This is a genomic window from Pseudomonas veronii, assembly GCF_001439695.1.
Classification (GTDB): domain Bacteria; phylum Pseudomonadota; class Gammaproteobacteria; order Pseudomonadales; family Pseudomonadaceae; genus Aquipseudomonas; species Aquipseudomonas veronii.
On the sequence record NZ_JYLL01000006.1, the window covers coordinates 221,607 to 240,600 of the forward strand.

The window sequence follows — 18,994 nt, forward strand, 5'->3', positions numbered from 1 at the left end:
GGCTTGCCCCCGATAGCAGGGTGTCAGTGAATGCAGCTGTCGCTGACACACCGCTATCGGGGGCAAGCCCCCTCCCACATTTGGATCGAGGCTAGGCGAAGGATCGGATGTGTGCCGCCAACTCCGCCAATTCGGCATCATCCGCCCGCACAAAATCGTGGGACGAGATGTACCCCTCGTAGCGATCAAAGAACTTGTCGACCCTGGAACTGATGGGCTTGAAGTCACTGTCCTGCCCCGTCCCATGCATGGGAAACAGCTTCGCATGCAGGTGATCCACCCCGTAGCCTTCCAGAATCATCCCCGTGCGCGCCACATCGGGAAACGCCCGGTCGATCTGCTGCGCGGTTTTCTTCGCCGCCACCACCAGACCTGCCAGCACCTCATCCGACTGGGCGAAGGCGTAGCTTCCGTAGTGCTGCTTGGGGATCACCACGCTGAAACCGGGCGTGTTGGGGAAAATAGACAGGAAGGCCATATGCTGTTGGTCTTCCCACAGAATATGGGCCGGGGAGGTTTTTCGGACAATGCTGCAGAAAATACAATCCATTTGAATCACCGTCAGTTTCATCATGGGCTTGGTCTGGTCGACCATCTAAAGCCAGGATTGGGCGGGCGTCAAAGCAAATGGGCTTTTTCCAGAACGTCGCAGGTTGGCTACCGCTCGAAGCCGTGTTCCGACAGCGTTACGAAGACCGGCCCTTCGCGCATGTTTCGCTGAACCCAAAATGAAAAACGCCCCGAACCAGTCGGGGCGTTTTTCATTCAGCGTTTACTTATCAAGCCTGATCAGCCAAGCGCCACGTCGTCCCACCCTTGCCGTCTTCCAACACCACACCCATCGCGGTCAGTTGGTCACGGATCCGGTCGGACTCCGCCCAGTCCTTGTTGGCCCGCGCCGTCAAGCGCGCCTGGATCAGCGCGTCCACTTCAGCCGCATCCACACGCCCTTCGGCGCCGGCTTGCAGGAAGTCGTCGGCTTCCATCTGCAACACGCCCAGCACGCTGGCCAGTTCTTTCAGGCGTGCAGCCAGACCGGCCGCGGCGTCGAGATCGCTCTCACGCAGGCGGTTGATCTCGCGCACCATCTCGAACAGCACCGCGCAGGCTTCCGGTGTGCCGAAGTCGTCGTTCATCACTTCGGTGAAGCGGGCCACGAACGCTTCGCCGCCGGCCGGCGCCACGGAGGGCAGGCCTTTCAACGCGTGGTAGAAACGCTCCAGGGCGCCTTTGGCGTCCTTGAGGTTGTCTTCCGAATAGTTAATCGCGCTGCGGTAGTGGCTGGACACCAGCAGGTAGCGGACCACCTCCGGGTGGTACTTTTCCAGCACGTCGCGGATGGTGAAGAAGTTGTTCAAGGACTTGGACATCTTCTCGCCATTGATGCGGATCATGCCGCAGTGCATCCAGGCGTTGGCGTAGGTCTTGCCGGTGGCGGCTTCGCTTTGGGCGATTTCGTTTTCGTGGTGCGGGAACTCGAGGTCGCTGCCGCCGCCATGAATGTCGAAGGTCTCGCCCAGGCAGCAGGTGGACATCACCGAGCATTCGATGTGCCAGCCCGGACGCCCGGCGCCCCAAGGCGATTCCCAGCTTGGCTCGCCGGGCTTGGTGCCTTTCCACAGCACGAAGTCGAGCGGGTCTTGCTTGGCTTCGTCGACTTCGATGCGCGCGCCGATGCGCAGGTCTTCGATTTTCTTGCGCGACAGCTTGCCGTAGCCCATGAACTTGGCGACGCGGTAGTACACGTCGCCATTGCCTGGAGCGTAGGCGTAGCCCTTGTCGATCAAGGTCTGGATCATCGCGTGCATGCCCGGGATATGGTCCGTGGCACGCGGTTCCATGTCCGGCTTGAGGATGTTGAGGCGCGCCTCGTCCTCGTGCATGGCGGCGATCATGCGCGCGGTCAGGACGTCGAACGGCTCGCCGTTTTCCTTGGCGCGGTTGATGATCTTGTCGTCGATGTCGGTGATGTTGCGCACATAGGTCAAGTCGTAGCCGCTGAAACGCAACCAGCGGGTCACCAGGTCAAAGGCGACCATGCTGCGGCCGTGGCCGATGTGGCAGTAGTCGTACACGGTCATGCCGCACACGTACATGCGTACCTTGTTGCCATCCAGCGGTTTGAAGACTTCTTTGCTCTTGCTGAGCGTGTTGTAGATCGTTAGCACGACGGTTCCTTAAATCACTGGCCCCACGAATCACGCAAGGTCACGGTACGGTTGAATACCGGATGGCCAGGTTTCGAGTCCTTGATATCCGCGCAGAAGTAGCCTTCGCGCTCGAACTGGAAACGGTCTTCCGGCTGTGCGTTGCCAAGGGATGGCTCGGCACGACAACCCGTGAGTACTTGCAGGGAGTTCGGATTGATGTTGTCGAGGAAGCTCGCGCTGTCTTCGGCTTTCTCAGGGTTCGGCGAACGGAACAGACGGTCGTACAGACGCACTTCGCACTCGACGCTGGCGGCGGCCGGCACCCAGTGGATCACGCCCTTGACCTTGCGGCCTTCAGGGTTCTTGCCCAGGGTTTCTGGATCATACGAGCAGCGCAGTTCGACGATGTTGCCCGCAGCGTCCTTGATCGCTTCGTCGGCGCGGATCACGTAGCTGCCGCGCAGGCGCACTTCGCCAGTAGGTTCCAGGCGCTTGTAGCCTTTTGGCGGCTCTTCCATGAAGTCGTCACGGTCGATGTAGATTTCACGGGCGAACGGCAGTGCGCGCACGCCCATGTCTTCTTTCGGGTGGCGTGGCAGTTCGAGGTTCTCGACCTGGCCTTCCGGGTAGTTGGTGATCACGACTTTCAGCGGGCGCAGCACGCACATGGCGCGCGGGGCGCTGTGGTCGAGGTCGTCACGGATGCTGAATTCGAGCATGCCGAAGTCGACCACGCCGTCGGAACGGTTGGTGCCGACCATTTCGCAGAAGTTGCGGATGGACTTGGGCGTGTAGCCGCGACGGCGGAAGCCCGACAGCGTCGACATGCGCGGGTCGTCCCAGCCGTTGACGTGCTGTTCATCCACCAGTTGCTTGAGCTTGCGCTTGCTGGTGATGGTGTAGTTCAGGTTCAGGCGGCTGAATTCGTACTGGCGCGGGTGTGCCGGAACCGGCAGGTGCTCCAGGAACCATTCGTACAGCGGACGGTGGCTTTCGAACTCCAGGGTGCAGATGGAGTGGGTGATGCCTTCGATGGCGTCCGACTGGCCGTGGGTGAAGTCGTAGTTCGGGTAGATGCACCACTTGTCACCGGTCTGGTGGTGATGGGCATGGCGGATGCGGTACATGATCGGGTCGCGCAGGTTCATGTTCGGCGAGGCCATGTCGATCTTGGCACGCAGTACACGGGCACCGTCTGCGAACTCACCGGCGCGCATGCGGGCGAACCAGTCCAGGTTCTCTTCCACCGAACGGTCGCGGAACGGGCTGTTCTTGCCCGGTTCGGTCAGCGTGCCACGGTATTCCTTGGCCTGTTCAGGGGTGAGGTCGTCGACGTAAGCCTTGCCGGCCTTGATCAGCACGATGGCCCAGTCGAACAACTGGTCGAAATACTTGGACGCATAGCGCACTTCACCGGACCATTCGAAGCCCAGCCACTTGATGTCGCTTTCGATGGCGTCGATGTATTCCTGGTCTTCCTTGGCCGGGTTGGTATCGTCGAAACGCAGGTGCGTGACGCCACCGAACTCCTGGGCCAGACCGAAGTTCACACAGATCGACTTGGCGTGACCGATGTGCAGGTAGCCGTTGGGCTCCGGCGGAAAGCGCGTGACGATCTGCGTGTGCTTGCCCGAATCCAGGTCCGCCTGGATGATCGGGCGCAGGAAATTGACCGTGGCGGCAGGACCGGCCTTGGCGTTCGAGGTAGGGTCGACAGTGGGCTTGCTCATATTATCCTTGAACAGACGAGTACGTGGCCTTGGGCAGGCCAGATAAAACAAAGGGCTTATCATAGCCGAAGCGGTCAACCGCCTGACAGGGTGCGGCCAAAAACTGCTGCTTTAATTGCCCGGGCGGTAAAAAACCACCTCGAAATTCCCGCAGGGCACGCTAAACTGCGCGTCTTGGCCAACGTTTAGCCAAACAGGTCAGGCGCACAGCGCCCAAACCCACGAATTCCCTGAAAAGAGTAGTACACATGCCTCAAGTCAAACTGACCACCAACCACGGTGACATCGTCATCGAGCTGAACGACGAGAAAGCGCCGATCACCGTCGCCAACTTCATTGAATACGTGAAAGCCGGCCACTACGAAAACACCGTTTTCCACCGTGTCATCGGCAACTTCATGGTCCAGGGCGGCGGTTTCGAGCCTGGCATGAAAGAAAAGAAAGACAAGCGCCCAAGCATCCAGAACGAAGCGGACAACGGCCTTTCCAACGACAAATACACCGTCGCCATGGCCCGTACCATGGAGCCGCATTCGGCCTCCGCGCAGTTCTTCATCAACGTCGCCGACAACGCCTTCCTCAACCACAGCGGCAAGAACGTGCAGGGCTGGGGCTACGCGGTGTTCGGTAAAGTCACCGAAGGCACTGACGTCGTCGACAAGATCAAAGGCGTTGCCACCACCAGCAAAGCCGGCCACCAAGACGTGCCAGCAGACGACGTGATCATCGAGAAAGCCGAGATCATTGAGTGATATTGCTGATTTCAGACTTGCATCTGGAAGAGGAGCGCCCGGACATTACCCGGGCGTTTCTGGATTTACTCCACGGCCGCGCCCGTGGCGCCCAGGCGTTGTACATCCTCGGGGACTTCTTTGAAGCCTGGGTTGGCGACGATGGGATCACCCCTTTCCAGCGCTCGATTTGCGCGGCCCTGCGCGAACTGAGCGACAGCGGCACCGCGATTTTCATCATGCACGGCAACCGCGACTTCCTGATCGGCAAGACGTTCTGCAAAGCCGCAGGCGCCAAGCTGCTCAAGGACCCGAGCGTCGTGCAACTCGCCGGCGAGCCGGTGCTGTTGATGCACGGCGACAGCCTCTGCACCCGCGACGTCGGCTATATGAAGCTGCGGCGCATCCTGCGCAACCCGATTGTGCTGTTTATCCTGCGTCACCTGCCCTTGCGCACCCGCCACAAACTGGCGCGCAAGCTGCGCAACGAAAGCCGGGCGCAGACGCGGATGAAGGCCAACGACATTGTCGACGTCACCCCCGAAGAAGTGCCGCGGGTGATGCAGCAGTTCGGTGTGCGTACCCTGGTCCACGGCCATACGCACCGCCCCGCCATTCATAAGTTGCAGATCGGAGATCAGGCGGCCAAGCGTATTGTGCTGGGGGATTGGGACAAGCAAGGCTGGGCATTGCAGGTGGATGAGCAAGGGTTTCAGCTGGCGGCGTTTGACTTCGTCAATCCGCAACTGGCACTGCCCGGCGCCTGATCAACTGTGGGAGGGGGCTTGCCCCCGATGGCAGTGGGTCAGCTTCAAATAGGCTGACTGATACACCGCTATCGGGGGCAAGCCCCCTCCCACAGTTGATTGCATTCCAACCCTGGTTGATTGCATTTCAGCCCTGGCTGATTGCATTCCAGCCTTGGCTGATCAGTGCCCTGATGCAGCCGGTCCCGCCTTCGCGGTAAACGGCGGTTTGGCCAGCCACACCAGCAGCATCAAGCCCATGAACATCCACCCCAGCAACGTGAAGTAATCCACGGTGGACATCATGTACGCCTGGCTGGTGAGGATCTGCTCGAGTTGGGCGTAGGCCTTTTGCCCCGCGCCGCCCAACGCATTCAACGCATCGCGGGTCGCCGCGTCGTAGGTGGTTATGTTCTCGCTCATGTACGCATGGTGCTGGTCGGCGCGGCGAATCCAGATCCAGGTGGTCAGCGAGGCCGCGAAGCTGCCGCCCAGGGTCCGCAGGAACGTCGCCAGGCCGGCGCCGTCGGCGATCTGGTGCGGCGGCAGGTCGGACATCAGGATGCTCAAGGTCGGCATGAAGAACAGCGCCACGCCGATGCCCATGAACAGCTGCACCAGGGCGATGTGCTGGAAGTCCACCTCATTGGTGAAGCTGGCGCGCATGAAGCAGCTCAAGCCAATCGCCAGGAACGCCAGGCCCGCCAGGACGCGCAGGTCGAATCGGTGCGCGTACTTGCCGACAAACGGCGACATCAGCACCGGCAGAATACCGATCGGCGCCACGGCCAGGCCGGCCCAGGTCGCGGTGTAGCCCATCTGGGTTTGCAGCCACTGCGGCAGGATCAGGTTGATGCCGAAGAAGCCCGCGTAGCCGAGGACCAGCACGATGGTGCCGATGCGGAAGTTGCGGTAGGCAAACAGCCGCAGGTTGACCACCGGGTGTTTGTCGGTCATCTCCCAGATGATGAACACCGCCAGGGCAATCACCGAAATCGCCGCCCCCACGATGATGAAGTTGGATTCGAACCAGTCCAGGTCGTTGCCCTTGTCGAGGATGATCTGCAACGCGCCGACCCCGACGATCAAGCTCAACAACCCCACATAGTCCATCGGCTGGTAGCTGGTGACCACCGGGCGTTTCTTCAACTGCGAACGCACCACCATCACCGCAAAGATGCCGATGGGCACGTTGATGAAGAAGATCCACGGCCAGCTGTAGCTGTCGGTGATCCAGCCGCCGAGGATGGGACCGGCAATCGGCGCCACCACCGTGACCATCGCCAGCAGTGCCAGGGCCATGCCGCGCCTCGCCGGCGGGTAGACCGCGATCAGCAACGTCTGGGTCATCGGGTACAACGGCCCCGCCACCAGGCCTTGCAACACCCGAAAGCCGATCAGCTCGGGCATCGACGTGGAAATACCGCAGAGAAACGAGGCCAGCACAAACAGCACGGTGGCCCAGAGAAACAGCTTCACCTCGCCGAAGCGCCGGCTCAACCAGCCGGTCAGCGGCAGGGCAATGGCGTTGCTCACCGCAAACGAGGTGATCACCCAGGTGCCCTGCTCCGAACTCACGCCAAGGTTGCCGGAAATGGTCGGCAACGCCACGTTGGCGATCGTGGTATCGAGCACCTGCATGAAGGTCGCCAGCGACAGGCCAATCGTGGCCATCACCAAGCTGGGTGGCGAGAAGGACGCGTTATGGCTCATCAGCGTTGCACAGCCTTGGGCGCGGCGAGGCTGTTGTCATGAATCAACTGGGTGATCATGGCATCGGCTTCGGCCAACTGGCGGTCATACACGTTGGTGGTGAACGAGGCCTTTTGCGGCGCCTGTTGCGCCAGTACCGGGCCACTCTGGTCATGCAGGTCGACGCTGACCACCGTGCTCAAGCCCACCCGCAGCGGGTGTTTGGCCAGTTCTTCGGCATTGACGTGGATGCGTACCGGCACCCGTTGCACGATCTTGATCCAGTTGCCCGTGGCGTTCTGCGCAGGCAGCAAGGCAAACGCGCTGCCGGTGCCGGCGCCGAGGCTGTCGATGGTGCCGCTGAACTTCACATCGCTGCCGTAAATGTCCGCTTCGATGTCCACCGGTTGGCCGATACGCATATTGCGCAGTTGGGTTTCCTTGAAGTTGGCGTCGATCCACAACTGGTTCAGCGGGATCACCGCCATCAACGCCGTCCCCGGCTGCACGCGCTGGCCCAGTTGCACGGTGCGCTTGGCCACATAGCCGGTGACGGGGGCGATCAGGGTGCTGCGCGCATTGGCCAGGTAGGCCTGGCGCAGTTGCGCGGCGGCGGCTTGCACGTCCGGATGGGACGAGATCACCGTGTCGTCGACCAGGGCGTTGCTGCTTTTGAGCTGCTGCTCAAGGTTGGTCAGGGCATTCTTGGCCGCGGTCAGGCTGTCGCGGGCGTGGGACAGTTCTTCCTGGGAAATCGCCCCGCCCTGGGCCAGGGTCTTACGCCGGTTGTAGTTGTCCTCGGCAGTTTGCACGTCGGCTTTCTGCGCATTGACCTGGGCTTTCATGCCGTCGACGTTGCTGTACAAGCCCCGCACCTGGCGCACGGTGCGGGCCAGGTTGGCCTGCGCACTTTGCAGGCCGACCGCCGCGTCGTTGGGGTCGAAGTTGATCAGCACCTGGCCTTCGTGGACCAGGTCGCCATCGTCGGCGCCGATGCTGACCACGGTGCCGGTGACCAGCGGGGTGATTTCCACCACGTTGCCGTTCACGTAGGCGTCGTCGGTGCTTTCATTGAAGCGGCCGTAGAGTTCATACCAACCCCACACGCCGACCACGCCGAGGATGACGATCAGCACCAGGCCGACCAGCATGACTTTGCGTTTGCGCGGGTTGTTATCGGGCGTTCCCGTTGCGTTGTTGCTTTCGGCAGTGGCCATGTCAGTTACCTCAAATTATTCCGTGCGTGTAGCTGGGGTGGTCGATGCCACATTTGCGGCGTCGTAGCCGCCACCCAGGGCTTGCATCAATTGGATCGACAGATCGATTTGCGCGGCGTTCAAGGTCGCCAGCTGACGCTGGGCCTGCAGCAATTGCTGCTCGATGCTGAGCACGTCCAGGTAGTTGCCGATCCCGGAGCTGTAACGCTGCATCGCGGTGTCGTAGGACTGCTGGGCAATGTCCGCGGCGTGTTGCTGGGCCTGGATCTGCCGACCGGTTTCGCGCAGTTGTGAAAGGCTGTTGCCGATATCGCCGAGGGCTTGCACCAGGGTTTTGTTGTACTGGGCCACGGCCAGGTCATAGTCGGCATCGCGCGCATCGAGGTTGGCGCGCAGGCGGCCGCCATCGAAAATCGGCAGCGAAATCGTCGGCGCAATGTTGAAGAAGCGGCTGGCCGAACCGAACATCGCATCCCCCAGCAACGACTCGGCCCCGGCGCTCGCGCTCAGGTTGAGGTTGGGGTAGAAGCTGGCCTTGCCGGCTGCGATGTTCTTGCTCGCCGCTTCCACCCGCCAACGTGCGGCGATCAGGTCCGGGCGCCGGCCCAGCAGTTCGGCGGGCAGCACCGAGGGCACGGCGACGACGCTGGGCTTGAGCACCGCCGGGCGCGCCAGTTCGTTGCCGCGGTCCGGGCCTTTGCCGAGCAATACCGCCAGGGCGATTTTCGCGCTCTGCAGTTGTTTTTCCGCATCGATCAGTTGCGACTGGGAGCTGGCTTCCAGGCTTTCGGTCTGCTGGTACTGGTACCGGCTGTCGATGCCCGAGTTCAGGCGGCGCTGGCTCAGGCTGAGCATTTGCCGGGTGCGCTTGAGGTCGTCATTGGCCAGGTCCCGCACGATATGCGCCTGGCCCAGGTCGCTGTAGGCCTTGGCCACATCGGCCGCCAGGGTCAGGCGCGCGGCCTGCTGGTCGACTTCGGCGGCGCGGGCCTGGCCCAACGCGGCTTCCCAGGCAGCACGCTGGCCGCCCCAGAGGTCGAAGTTGTAGTTGAAGCTGGCGCCGATGTTTCGCACCGTCGAGTAGGCATCGCCCTGCCCCAGCGGGTCCTTGTCCCTGGCCAGGCGCGAACGGCTCACACCGGCGCTGGCGTCCAGGGTCGGCAGGCGTGCGGCGTTGGCGGCATAGGCGGCGGCTTCGGCCTGGTGGGCACGGGCGCTGGCCACTTGCATGTCGGGACTGTTTTGCAGGGCTTCCTGGATCAAACCGTCGAGCTGCGGATCGCCGAGGCTTTTCCACCAGTCGGCGCTGGGCCAGGCAGCGCTCGACAGGGTCACGCCGGTCAACGACTTACCGGTCTGCAGGGTGTTCGCGTCGAGACGTTGGCCCTGGGTGTCGAGGCCGCTGAAATTGGCGCAACCGGCCATGCTCATGGCCGCCAGCACCAGGCAAAGGGCACGTGTGTTCATGCTTTACCTACCCGCTGCAGGGTGATCGGATCACCGGCAGCTATCAGCATTTTCATGAGGATCTTTTCCAGGGTTTGCAATTCACCCGGCTCCAGTGCGCAGGCCAACTGGTTCAACGCCTCGGCGCCGATGTACGGCAGCCTGTCCGCCAGGCGCTGGCCGTCGTCGGTCAACACCAGTTGCACTTGGCGACGGTCCAGCGCCGAACGCTTGCGATCAAGCAGGCCTTTTTGCTCCAGGCGATCGAGCATGCGGGTCATCGAACCGCTGTCCAGGGACAGGTGGCGGCACAGCTCCGCCGGGGTGTCGACACCGAACTGCGCCATGATGATCAACACCTTGAACTGCGCGGCGGTGATGCCGTGCGGTTCCATATGGATGTCGATGATTTTGTCTTTAAGGATCGCCGCACGGCCCAGCAACAGCCCGAGGCGGCAGTTGTGGAAGTTGTCCGGGGTGAAGTGTTTCATCGGAAGTCACCTTATTACTGCCTAGGCAGCGAATGTGTGACGAGATATTACTGCTTAGGCAGCTAATGTCAAATGAAATGATTAGCTTGCTTGGTATATGCGAGTGCAGGCACCCGCTCCCACTTTTTTACCGAGTCCGGCGCTAGAAATCGCGCTTGTAGAAAATATCCAACGAACTGGCCACCCCACTGGCCACTTCCAGGTACACCTTCTTGCTCAACAGGTAACGCAAGGCAATGGTGCTGGCCGGTTCGAACACCCCGACCCCATAACGCAGGCTGAGCTTCTCCGAGATCTTGCCGCTGGCGACCACGGCGGTGTTGGTGCCGCTGCCTTGGGTGTCGAGCTCGAAATCCTGGATGCCGAGGTCCTTGGCAATGTCCGAGGTCACGCCGGCACTGCCCATCAAGCCCAGGCCCAGGGCGGCTTGGGCGAGCATATTGTTGTCTTCACCGGTGGTGCTCAGCGGGCGGCCGAGCACCAGGTAGGACAGCGCCTGCTCCTGGCTCATGGCCGGCTCGGAGAAGATCTGCGTAGTGGGCTGTTCGGCGCTGCCGCTCAGGCGGATACCGGCGACGACATCGCCGGTCTTGCGGATCGCTTCGATATCCAGATAAGGCTGGTCGAGCGGCCCGGCGAACAGCAAACGCGCACGGCGCACATCCAGCTTCTGGCCGTAGGCACGGTAGCGGCCGTCGTTGAGCCACAGCTCGCCGCGGGTGTCCAGGTTGTCGCCGATATGCACATGCCCCTGCACCTTGGCGGTGAGGCCGAAGCCCGAGAAGTTGAGCTGGTCTTCACCCACCGCCACGTCGATATCCATCGCCATCGCCATCGGCGGCTTGCCCTCTTCAGTCTGGCTGCCGACGATCACCGTGTCATCGGAGACCTTGACCGTCGACGGCGGCAGTTCGCGCACGGTGATGTCACCCCGCGGGATCTGCACCTTGCCGACGATCGCGAGCTTGTCGTTCTTCAGGCTGATCTTCAGGTCGGGCGCGACTTCCAGCACTGCGTAAGGTTCAACGGTGACCGGCAAGTGCGCGCCTTGCAGGCTGAGGTCGACCGCCAGGGCGCGGCCCCAGTCGATGTGGCCCTTGAGGCTGCCCTGCCCGGCCTTGCCGCTGTGCCAGCTGCCATCGAGTTGCACGCTTTCGCCGGCAATCAGCGCCTGTACGTTCAAGCCTTCGAGGCTGATGGGCAGTTCCGCCCCGGAAATCTCGCCGCCCACCAGGTTCATGCTGCCGTTGACCAGCGGCGCCAGCAGGCCACCGGAGATGCGGCCATTGCCGTTGAGCTTGCCGTTGAGTTTTTCCACCATCGGCACAAACGGCCGCGCCACGGTGAGGTCCAGACCGGTGAGGCTGAAAGTACCGGTGATCGGCTTGTTTTTCGCCAGCGGGTTGATCTGTGCCTGCAACCGCAACTCACCGAGCTTGCCGCCCTGGAAGTTGAGCTGGGTGTCGATGCGCTTGGGGTTGAGGGTGGCGTCCAATTGCAGCGTGTCGTAGGGGAAATCCAGCCACTGGTGCTTGTCCTTGACGCGCAACGTGCCGCCACTGGCATCCACTGCGATCACGCCTTTGGGGCCGCTGGCCGGCAGGTCGAGCTGTACGTCGGCGTTGAGCGTGCCCTGCCAGGCGAAGTCCTTGGGCAACCAGGCCGCCAGGCTATCGATGGGGAATTGCTTGAGGTGGTAACGCAGCTTCGGTTCAGGCATCAGGCGCTGATCTTCAGCACACAGGCTGGCCCGGCCCGCGACCCAGCAGTGGGCGGCGAAGGTCAGCCTGCCATCGGCCAGGCGCTCGATTTTCGCCGGGGCCTGCAGCTTCCAGTCCTGGCCGCCGGCCTGCACGTCACCGCTGGCCAGGCGTCCGCGCCAGTTGCCTTGGTCGAGGTTGCCATCCAGGGCCAGGGCCAGCTTGACCAGTGGGCCGGCCAGATCCAACTGGACCTTCTGTTGCCTGACATCGCCCTGGGCGCTGGCTGTCAGGGTGCCGACTTGGGTGTCGCCGCTTTGGATGCCGCTGCCCTTGAGGTCGATCTTTGCGCGCTGGGCGTTATCGAGCGTGGCGTCGAGGCTCAGGCTTTGCAGGCGATTGTCGGCAAACGCCAGTTGCTGGCCCTTGAGGTCGAGTTTGCCTTGAGGCGCTTTGAGGCTACCGGCCACATCGAGTCGGCCATTGACCTGCCCGCGTAACTGCGGCCACAGCTGGGCCAGCCGCGTCAGTTTGATATCGATCTGCCCGGCCAGGCGTTGTTGCAGGCTGCCGCTGCCGTTGATGCGGTTGTCGCCCAGGCGGATATCCAGGTTGGCCAGGGTCCATTGCTCACCCGCGCCTTCGGCCTTGGCGGCCAATACGGCGGGCTGCCCGCGCAGACGGCCCTTGAGGCCGAGGTCGGCGCTCAGTTTGAGCTGCTGGTTCTTGAACTCGCCTTTGCTGCGCAGCGGTCCGGCCAGCGTGCCCGGCAACTCCGCGACCCAATACGCCGGGTTCAGCGCCGACAGGTCGAGCGCCGTGTCCCAGGCGATGCCATCGGCAAACTGCAGGTTGAGGTGGCCTTCGGCCTTGCCTTGGCCGGCGGTCAGTTTCAGCTCGGGCAGGAACACTTGTTTGAGGTCGCCACTGAACGGCGTGACCACGTTGAATTTGCCCGCGGGGCCATCGAGATCGGCCTTGAGGTTGCCGAGGTAGTTGCCGTCTTTATAGGAAATTTCACCATTGAAGGTGCGCAAGGTGACTTGCGGCTCGTCAATCAAGGGGTAGAGGCGATGCCAGGGGAAGTCCAGCCAATCGATTTTCGCATCGGCTTGAAAGCCCTGCTGCCAGTCCAGCTGTGCCGTGAGTTTCAGGCTTTGCTTGTCACCGGCGCTCAGATCCAGGCCGGCGATCTGCGCGCCCTTGGCATCGACCTTACCTTGCAGCAGTAAGTCCACCGGGCCCTTTTCTGCGGGCAGTACGGCTTTGCCGAGCAATTGGTAACCGCTGTCCAGGTCGCCTTTGGCGGTGAGGTCAAGTTGATTGAGTTGCAGGGTGTCAGGCAAATCGGCGCTGGGTTTGAAGGCGTCGGCGGTGATGTGCAGCTGTGCCGGCAGGTTTTCCACCAGCGGTTGCAACTCGCCGCTGAGCTTGGCCGGCAGGTAGCCGCTGCTGTCGGCGTCGAGCTTGAGGGTCTTGAGCAGGTCGCCATCGGCCCTGAACGCCACCGTCCACGGCGCGCCGCCGGGGGCGTAAGGCAGACTCAGGTTGCCGCTGGCGGTCAACGGCCAGTCGCCGCTGGGTTGGAGTAGCCCGGACAGGTCCAGCACCAGATCATCGCGTTGCAGATGCACGGAATCGATCTGCAGGCCCGCGGCGGTCCAATGCGCCGCCAGTTGCATACCCTTGAGTTCCTCACTGCCGTTAAACAGCAGGCTGCCGACGCGAACGTCGCCCAACTGGAGCGCAACCGGCAACTTCAGCGCCGGCAGCTGGATCGGCCCGCTGCTCGGCTCCGTGCTCGGCGCAAATTGCAGGCTGACTTGATCCACCGCCAACCGGTCAATGCACAGCGTCAGGCGCAGCAGGCAGGCCGGCGACCAGTCGAACGTCGGCGCGTTGAGCTCGACACGGTCACTGCCCTGCTGCCACAGCAGATGCTCGGCACTCCATTGGCCGCCCAAACGGCCCTGGAAATTATCCACGCTCAAGCCCGGCACCTGGCCCAACGCCCAACGGCTGCCCGCCTGGGTTCCGAGTACGGTCCACAGCGCCAGCAACACCATGGCCAGGAGGGCAACGGCAGCCAGCCCGGCTATTTTCAAACCACGCATCACAGCTCAGGCCCCATGGAAAAGTGCAAACGGATACCGCCCGGGTCTTCCAGGGCATGGGCCAGGTCAAGGCGAATCGGCCCGACGGGCGACACCCAGCGCAGGCCGACGCCCACGCCGGTTTTCAGGCTTGGCATTTCCAGGGTGTTGAAGGAGTTGCCCTGGTCGATAAAGGTCGCGATCCGCCATTTTTCGGCGATGGAATATTGATACTCGGCGCTCAAGGCCACCATGTAGCGGCCACCGATGCGGTCGCCACGGTCGTTCTCCGGCGACAGGGTCTGGTACTCGTAACCACGCACGCTCTGGTCGCCACCGGCAAAGAAACGCAGCGACGGCGGCACCGACTTGTAGCCGTTGGTGGCGCTGCCGCCGATCTGCGCCCGCGCGAGGAAACGGTGCTTGTCCCACACGGTGGTCAGGCCTTTGACCATGGCCGTGCCGTAAAGCAGGTTGGTGTCGGAGCCGAAGCCTTCCTTGGCCAGCTTGGTGTCGAATTGCAGGCGATAGCCGTGGTGGGGATCGATGCGGTTGTCGCTGCGCAAATAGGAATAGCTGAGCCCCGGCATCAACAGGTTGCTCAGGCCCGAGTCATCGCCCAGGCGATATTCTTCACGCTGCCACTTGAGGGAGACCACCCGGGTCCAGCCGCTGGGCAACTTGCTGTGCCATTCCGGGCCGAGGGTGAGCAATTTACTCAGGGTGTCGGTGTTGGCCAGTTCTTCATTCTGGTAGCCGCCGGCAAAACGCAGTTTGTCGGTAAGCGGTGGGTCGAGCGGGATGTCGTACCACAGGCCGACGTTCTGCCGTGGCGCCGACAATTCGGCTTCCCAGCCATAACTGTGGCCCTGCGGATTAACCCAATGGCGCGTCCAGTTGGCTTTGCCGCGCGGGCCGACGTCGGTGGAAAAGCCGAGGCCCAGGCCCATGGTGCGTGGCTTGCGGGTTTCCAGTTGCACCGCGACCGGGATCACATCGTTGGCCGACGCAGCCGGCGCGGCGTCCACCCGCACGCCCTCGAAAAAGCCGCTGGCTTGCAGGTTCTGGTTCAACTCGGCAATCAGTTCGGAATCGTAGGGCGCGCCGTTTTTGAACGGCACCATGCGTTGCAACAGTTCTTCATCGAACGGCGTATCGCCAGCAAAATTGACCTTGCCCAAGGTGTAGCGCGGGCCGCTGTCATACACCAGTTCAATATCGGCGACGCCCGCCTTGGGGTCGACCGACAGGGTCTGGCGGGTAAAGCGCCCATTGAAAAAGCCGTAGCGCGAGGCCTGGTTCTGGATCAGACGCTTGGCGTCTTCGTAATGGCCGTGGTTGAGCACGGCACCGGATTCAAGGTCGCGGCTGGCAGGCACACGAAAGGCTTTGAGGGCGGCGGCCGGGCCGTCGACCCGAATGGTCACGTCGCGCAAATGCACCGGTTCGCCGGGCTCGATGGTCAGGGTCAGGCGCGGGTTCTTGCCGCCCTGCACATCACTGCTGATCTGCGGCTGATAGAAGCCCAAGGCCTGGGCCGCTTTGCGCGCCTGCTCCTCGGCGCCACGGCTGAAGCGCAGCAACGCTTCTTCATCGCGATCGCCTACCCCGCCGATGTAGCCTTCGATGTTGGCTTTCAACGCGTCGTTTGAGGGTTTGACTCGCACGTCCAGTTCGCTTTGCGCCAAAGCGCCGCAGCTTGTGAACAGCAGAATCAAGCCGCTGGTGAATCTTCCTGGAAACTTCATAGGCGCGGATGCTACACGAGCTGGAGAGACTCTTTGAACTCAGATTTATCTGAAAATCCTGACTCAAGTCGTTACAGCCTGTAACGGCTGTGGATTGGCATGAAAAAACACATGCTCCAGGATCGGTCCTACAGCAACTTCGCCGATTTCCTCATAACCCTGACGCTTGTAGAACTCCAGGTAACGCGAGTTGCCGGTATCGAGCACCACACCGGACGAATGCGGGTCCTCGGCGCACCAGTTGTGTACCGCGCCGAGCAGTTGCTCACCGAAGTGCTTGCCCTGGAATTGCGGGTGAATACCCAGCAACGGCAACACATGCACCGAATCGCTGGGCAGGCACGCCAGCACCGCCTGGTGATAATCCAGGTAACGCCGCGTCCCCCGCACACCGGTGCTCAACCACATGCGCAATTGCCACGCCCAGCTCTCGGTGATGCCCAGGCGCCGCTGGGGTGGCGCGATCAACGCAACGCCGATCAGTCGGTCGTCGACGAACAGGCCGATGGCGGGAAGCTTCTGGAAGAAATGCTGTTTGACCAACTCGCGCACGGTGGCACGGACCCGCTGCTCATACCCCGGCCGCTCAGCTTCGAAGATGTAGGCGAACGTCGGCTCATGGCGATAAGCCTGGTACAGCAGGGAGCGCGCTTCGCTGGAATAGTCGCTATTGAGCAGGCGGATTTCGGCAATCGCAGTTGAAGTGTCAGACATACAGTGAATCTCCCTGGGCGCCATTCAAAAGACGGCGTTCTTATGGGTACGAACTTACGCAGCGCGAGTCGTTCCCAGACATTAGCAGCGCATCCGTCCTACCGCCACGCTGGCCCCCGTCCGACTTGTCGGCTAGCATCGCCCTTTTGCCAGACTGGACAGCCGACCATGAAAATCGTCTCTTTCAATATCAACGGGCTACGGGCTCGCCCGCATCAGTTGGCGGCGCTGATTGAAAAGCATCAACCCGATGTGATCGGCCTGCAGGAAACCAAGGTCCACGACGACCAGTTCCCGCTGGCCGAAGTGCAGGCCCTGGGGTATCACGTGTACTACCACGGCCAGAAAGGCCACTACGGCGTGGCCCTGCTCTCGCGCCAGGAAGCGCTGAGCGTACACAAAGGCTTTGCCAGCGATGAAGAAGACGCCCAGCGTCGCTTTATCTGGGGCACCTTCGCCGATGCACAAGGCAACCCGATCACCATCATGAACGGCTATTTCCCCCAAGGCGAAAGCCGCGACCACCCCACCAAGTTCCCGGCCAAGCAGCGCTTCTACGCAGACCTGCAACAGTTGCTGGAAAGCCAGTTCAGCAACGACCAGGCGCTGGTGGTAATGGGCGATGTGAATATTTCCCCGGAAGACTGCGACATCGGCATTGGCCCCGACAATGCCAAGCGCTGGCTGAAAACCGGCAAGTGCAGCTTCCTGCCGGAAGAGCGCGAGTGGATGGCCCGCCTGAAGAACTGGGGCCTGGTGGACAGCTTCCGCCACCTCAACCCCAACGTGACCGACCGCTTCAGCTGGTTCGACTACCGCAGTCGCGGGTTTGAAGATGAACCCAAGCGTGGCCTGCGTATCGATGTGATCCTGGCGTCCAACGGCTTGCTGCCCAGGGTCAAGGATGCTGGGGTGGACTACGAACTGCGCGGCCTGGAAAAACCCTCGGACCATGCACCGATCTGGCTGGAATTGAGCTGACTTCACGGACGGCACGCTTAAACAATGTGGGAGCAAGCCCGCTCTCACATTTTTACGGTTGAGTGACAGTCATATTACTGAAACCCAACTGACTTAATCTCGCGGCACTCCCTTTGCCTTGAGACGGTGCCGGCATGATCCTGCGCGTTCTGTTACTGCTGACCCTTTTTCCCCTGAGTGCCGTTAGCGCGCCGCTGCCCATCCCCGATCAGGGCCCCGCCTTGCGCATCCAGGGCTCCAACACGATCGGCGCGGCGCTCGGCCCGGCGCTGGTCAAGGGGTTGATGGAGCAGCAGGGGCTGCAAGGGGTCCACGCTGAACCCGCCGAAGGCGCCAATGAACAGCGCGTGATCGGCAAGACCCGCCAGGGCAAGACGCTGACCATCGAGGTCGACGCCCATGGTTCCAGCACCGGTTTTGCCGCGCTGCACAAAGCCAGCGCCGACCTCGCCGCCGCCTCCCGCCCGATCAAAGACAGCGAACTGGTGGACCTCGAACCCCTGGGCGACCTGAAAAGCCCCGAGGCCGAACAGGTGATCGCCATCGACGGCCTGGCCATCATCCTCAACCCGCGCAACCCGCTGAATACGCTGAACACCGAGCAACTGGCGCAAATCTTCAACGGTGAGATCAGCACCTGGGAAGCACTCGGCGGCATCGGCGGGGCGATTCATTTATATGCGCGGGATGATCGGTCGGGCACCTATGACACCTTCAAGGACCTGGTCCTGAGCCGTCGCGGCAAGCCCCTCGCCGCGTCGGCCAAGCGGTTCGAGGCCAGCGAGCAACTGTCGGACGCGGTGAGCCAGGACCCGCAAGGCATCGGTTTCATCGGCCTGCCCTATGTGCGCCAGGCCAAAGCGGTGGCGATCGTCGACGGTGACTCGCAACCGATGCTGCCGCTGAACAGCCTGATAGCCACCGAGGACTACCCGCTGTCGCGCCGCCTGTTCTTTTACCTACCGCCGACCACGCACAATCCGTGGGCCAAGGCGCTGGTGGACTTCACCCAGAGCAGCAAGGGCCAGGCGATCGTGGCGGCCAACGGGTTTATCGCGCAGCGGGTCCAGGCGATAAGCGTGGAGCCGCGCCCGTCCATGCCCGAGGACTATCAGGCAATTGCCCGCGAGGCCCAGCGCCTGACGGTGAATTTCCGCTTCGAAGAAGGCAGCGCGAGCCTGGACAACAAGGCGCGCCAGGATGTGCAGCGCGTGGTGGCGTATATAAAAGGCCACGGCAAGCTCGACAAGCAGGTGACACTGGTAGGGTTTGGCGATATCAAGAATGACCCCGAACGCGCGGCGCTGTTGTCCAAGCTGCGGGCGATGGCGGTGCGTCGGGAATTGGTCAAGAGCGGCGTGGTGCTCCGCGATATCCGCGGGTTCGGCGCGCAGATGCCGGTGGCGGCGAATACCGCGGATGAGGGCCGGATCAAGAATCGGCGGGTGGAGGTTTGGGTGTACTGAGGTTTGTGTTTTGTGTTGTTCGCACGGGCCTCGTCGCGGGCAAGCCCCCTCCCACAGTTGACCGAGTTGTGCATGAGAACGCGGTCTAG

The 18,994-nt window shown here is 62.2% G+C and carries 14 protein-coding genes; 4 read left to right on the top strand and 10 right to left on the bottom strand.

All coding sequences use genetic code 11. The features are described from left to right. Nucleotides 1–91: 91 nt before the first annotated feature. From TU80_RS10645 to TU80_RS10655, 3 genes are all read right to left on the bottom strand, one after another. On the bottom strand, nucleotides 92–550 hold the full coding sequence (locus TU80_RS10645) for an HIT family protein (protein ID WP_046385231.1): 459 nt from the start codon (nucleotides 548–550) through the stop codon (nucleotides 92–94). 229 nt (nucleotides 551–779) lie between these two features. Beyond that, on the bottom strand, nucleotides 780–2,168 hold the full coding sequence (gene cysS / locus TU80_RS10650) for a cysteine--tRNA ligase (protein ID WP_017848094.1): 1,389 nt from the start codon (nucleotides 2,166–2,168) through the stop codon (nucleotides 780–782). A gap of 14 nt (nucleotides 2,169–2,182) precedes the next feature. After that, nucleotides 2,183–3,880: a glutamine--tRNA ligase/YqeY domain fusion protein gene (locus TU80_RS10655; protein ID WP_017848095.1), complete on the bottom strand. Its 1,698-nt coding sequence runs from the start codon at nucleotides 3,878–3,880 to the stop codon at nucleotides 2,183–2,185. Nucleotides 3,881–4,128: 248 nt separating this feature from the next. Here TU80_RS10655 and TU80_RS10660 point away from each other — a divergent pair, with 248 nt between their 5' ends. Then, nucleotides 4,129–4,632: a peptidylprolyl isomerase gene (locus tag TU80_RS10660; protein ID WP_057004439.1), complete on the top strand. Its 504-nt coding sequence runs from the start codon at nucleotides 4,129–4,131 to the stop codon at nucleotides 4,630–4,632. Then, a complete protein-coding gene (gene lpxH / locus TU80_RS10665; protein WP_057004440.1) occupies nucleotides 4,629–5,378 on the top strand; it encodes a UDP-2,3-diacylglucosamine diphosphatase in 750 nt (249 codons plus the stop codon). Before TU80_RS10660 ends, lpxH begins: the two co-directional genes overlap by 4 nt. 162 nt (nucleotides 5,379–5,540) lie before the next feature. On the opposite strand, the gene TU80_RS10670 is transcribed toward lpxH, so the two are convergent. The 7 genes from TU80_RS10670 to TU80_RS10700 all read right to left on the bottom strand — a co-directional run bounded on the left by TU80_RS10670 (nucleotide 5,541) and on the right by TU80_RS10700 (nucleotide 16,458). Next, nucleotides 5,541–7,070 carry a DHA2 family efflux MFS transporter permease subunit gene (locus TU80_RS10670; RefSeq protein WP_057004441.1) on the bottom strand — a complete coding sequence of 510 codons (1,530 nt, stop codon included), beginning with the start codon at nucleotides 7,068–7,070 and terminating at the stop codon, nucleotides 5,541–5,543. Continuing rightward, entirely contained in the window at nucleotides 7,070–8,266 is a 1,197-nt protein-coding gene (locus TU80_RS10675; RefSeq protein WP_057004442.1) for an HlyD/EmrA/EmrK family protein, read from the bottom strand. The genes TU80_RS10670 and TU80_RS10675 overlap by 1 nt, the downstream gene beginning before the upstream one ends. A gap of 15 nt (nucleotides 8,267–8,281) precedes the next feature. Further along, entirely contained in the window at nucleotides 8,282–9,733 is a 1,452-nt protein-coding gene (locus TU80_RS10680; RefSeq protein WP_046382877.1) for an efflux transporter outer membrane subunit, read from the bottom strand. Then, the gene (locus TU80_RS10685; RefSeq protein ID WP_057004443.1) at nucleotides 9,730–10,203 is read right to left on the bottom strand and encodes a MarR family winged helix-turn-helix transcriptional regulator; all 474 of its coding nucleotides are present in this window, start codon (nucleotides 10,201–10,203) and stop codon (nucleotides 9,730–9,732) included. The genes TU80_RS10680 and TU80_RS10685 overlap by 4 nt, the downstream gene beginning before the upstream one ends. A 142-nt stretch (nucleotides 10,204–10,345) precedes the next feature. Next, nucleotides 10,346–14,017 carry a translocation/assembly module TamB domain-containing protein gene (locus TU80_RS10690; RefSeq protein ID WP_082643828.1) on the bottom strand — a complete coding sequence of 1,224 codons (3,672 nt, stop codon included), beginning with the start codon at nucleotides 14,015–14,017 and terminating at the stop codon, nucleotides 10,346–10,348. Beyond that, nucleotides 14,017–15,744 carry an autotransporter assembly complex protein TamA gene (locus tag TU80_RS10695; RefSeq protein WP_017848103.1) on the bottom strand — a complete coding sequence of 576 codons (1,728 nt, stop codon included), beginning with the start codon at nucleotides 15,742–15,744 and terminating at the stop codon, nucleotides 14,017–14,019. Before TU80_RS10695 ends, TU80_RS10690 begins: the two co-directional genes overlap by 1 nt. 63 nt (nucleotides 15,745–15,807) lie before the next feature. After that, entirely contained in the window at nucleotides 15,808–16,458 is a 651-nt protein-coding gene (locus TU80_RS10700; protein ID WP_017848104.1) for a GNAT family N-acetyltransferase, read from the bottom strand. A 168-nt stretch (nucleotides 16,459–16,626) separates the two neighbouring features. On the opposite strand from TU80_RS10700, the gene xthA reads away from it, so the two are divergent. Both xthA and TU80_RS10710 read left to right on the top strand, forming a co-directional pair. Beyond that, entirely contained in the window at nucleotides 16,627–17,439 is an 813-nt protein-coding gene (gene xthA / locus TU80_RS10705) for an exodeoxyribonuclease III (protein ID WP_017848105.1), read from the top strand. A 134-nt stretch (nucleotides 17,440–17,573) separates the two neighbouring features. Next, complete coding sequence (locus tag TU80_RS10710) at nucleotides 17,574–18,905, top strand: substrate-binding domain-containing protein (RefSeq protein WP_057004445.1); 1,332 nt, start codon at nucleotides 17,574–17,576, stop codon at nucleotides 18,903–18,905. The last annotated feature ends 89 nt before the right edge of the window (nucleotides 18,906–18,994 follow it).

What these genes read in the sequence shown, in the direction of transcription:
- xthA (WP_017848105.1), top strand. Translation starts at nt 16,627, where the DNA reads ATGAAAATCGTCTCTTTCAATATCAACGGGCTACGGGCTCGCCCGCAT.
- TU80_RS10655 (WP_017848095.1), bottom strand. Translation starts at nt 3,880, where the DNA reads ATGAGCAAGCCCACTGTCGACCCTACCTCGAACGCCAAGGCCGGTCCT.
- TU80_RS10700 (WP_017848104.1), bottom strand. Translation starts at nt 16,458, where the DNA reads ATGTCTGACACTTCAACTGCGATTGCCGAAATCCGCCTGCTCAATAGC.
- TU80_RS10690 (WP_082643828.1), bottom strand. Translation starts at nt 14,017, where the DNA reads ATGCGTGGTTTGAAAATAGCCGGGCTGGCTGCCGTTGCCCTCCTGGCC.
- TU80_RS10660 (WP_057004439.1), top strand. Translation starts at nt 4,129, where the DNA reads ATGCCTCAAGTCAAACTGACCACCAACCACGGTGACATCGTCATCGAG.
- TU80_RS10680 (WP_046382877.1), bottom strand. Translation starts at nt 9,733, where the DNA reads ATGAACACACGTGCCCTTTGCCTGGTGCTGGCGGCCATGAGCATGGCC.
- TU80_RS10710 (WP_057004445.1), top strand. Translation starts at nt 17,574, where the DNA reads ATGATCCTGCGCGTTCTGTTACTGCTGACCCTTTTTCCCCTGAGTGCC.
- TU80_RS10670 (WP_057004441.1), bottom strand. Translation starts at nt 7,070, where the DNA reads ATGAGCCATAACGCGTCCTTCTCGCCACCCAGCTTGGTGATGGCCACG.
- TU80_RS10685 (WP_057004443.1), bottom strand. Translation starts at nt 10,203, where the DNA reads ATGAAACACTTCACCCCGGACAACTTCCACAACTGCCGCCTCGGGCTG.
- TU80_RS10645 (WP_046385231.1), bottom strand. Translation starts at nt 550, where the DNA reads ATGGATTGTATTTTCTGCAGCATTGTCCGAAAAACCTCCCCGGCCCAT.
- TU80_RS10695 (WP_017848103.1), bottom strand. Translation starts at nt 15,744, where the DNA reads ATGAAGTTTCCAGGAAGATTCACCAGCGGCTTGATTCTGCTGTTCACA.
- TU80_RS10675 (WP_057004442.1), bottom strand. Translation starts at nt 8,266, where the DNA reads ATGGCCACTGCCGAAAGCAACAACGCAACGGGAACGCCCGATAACAAC.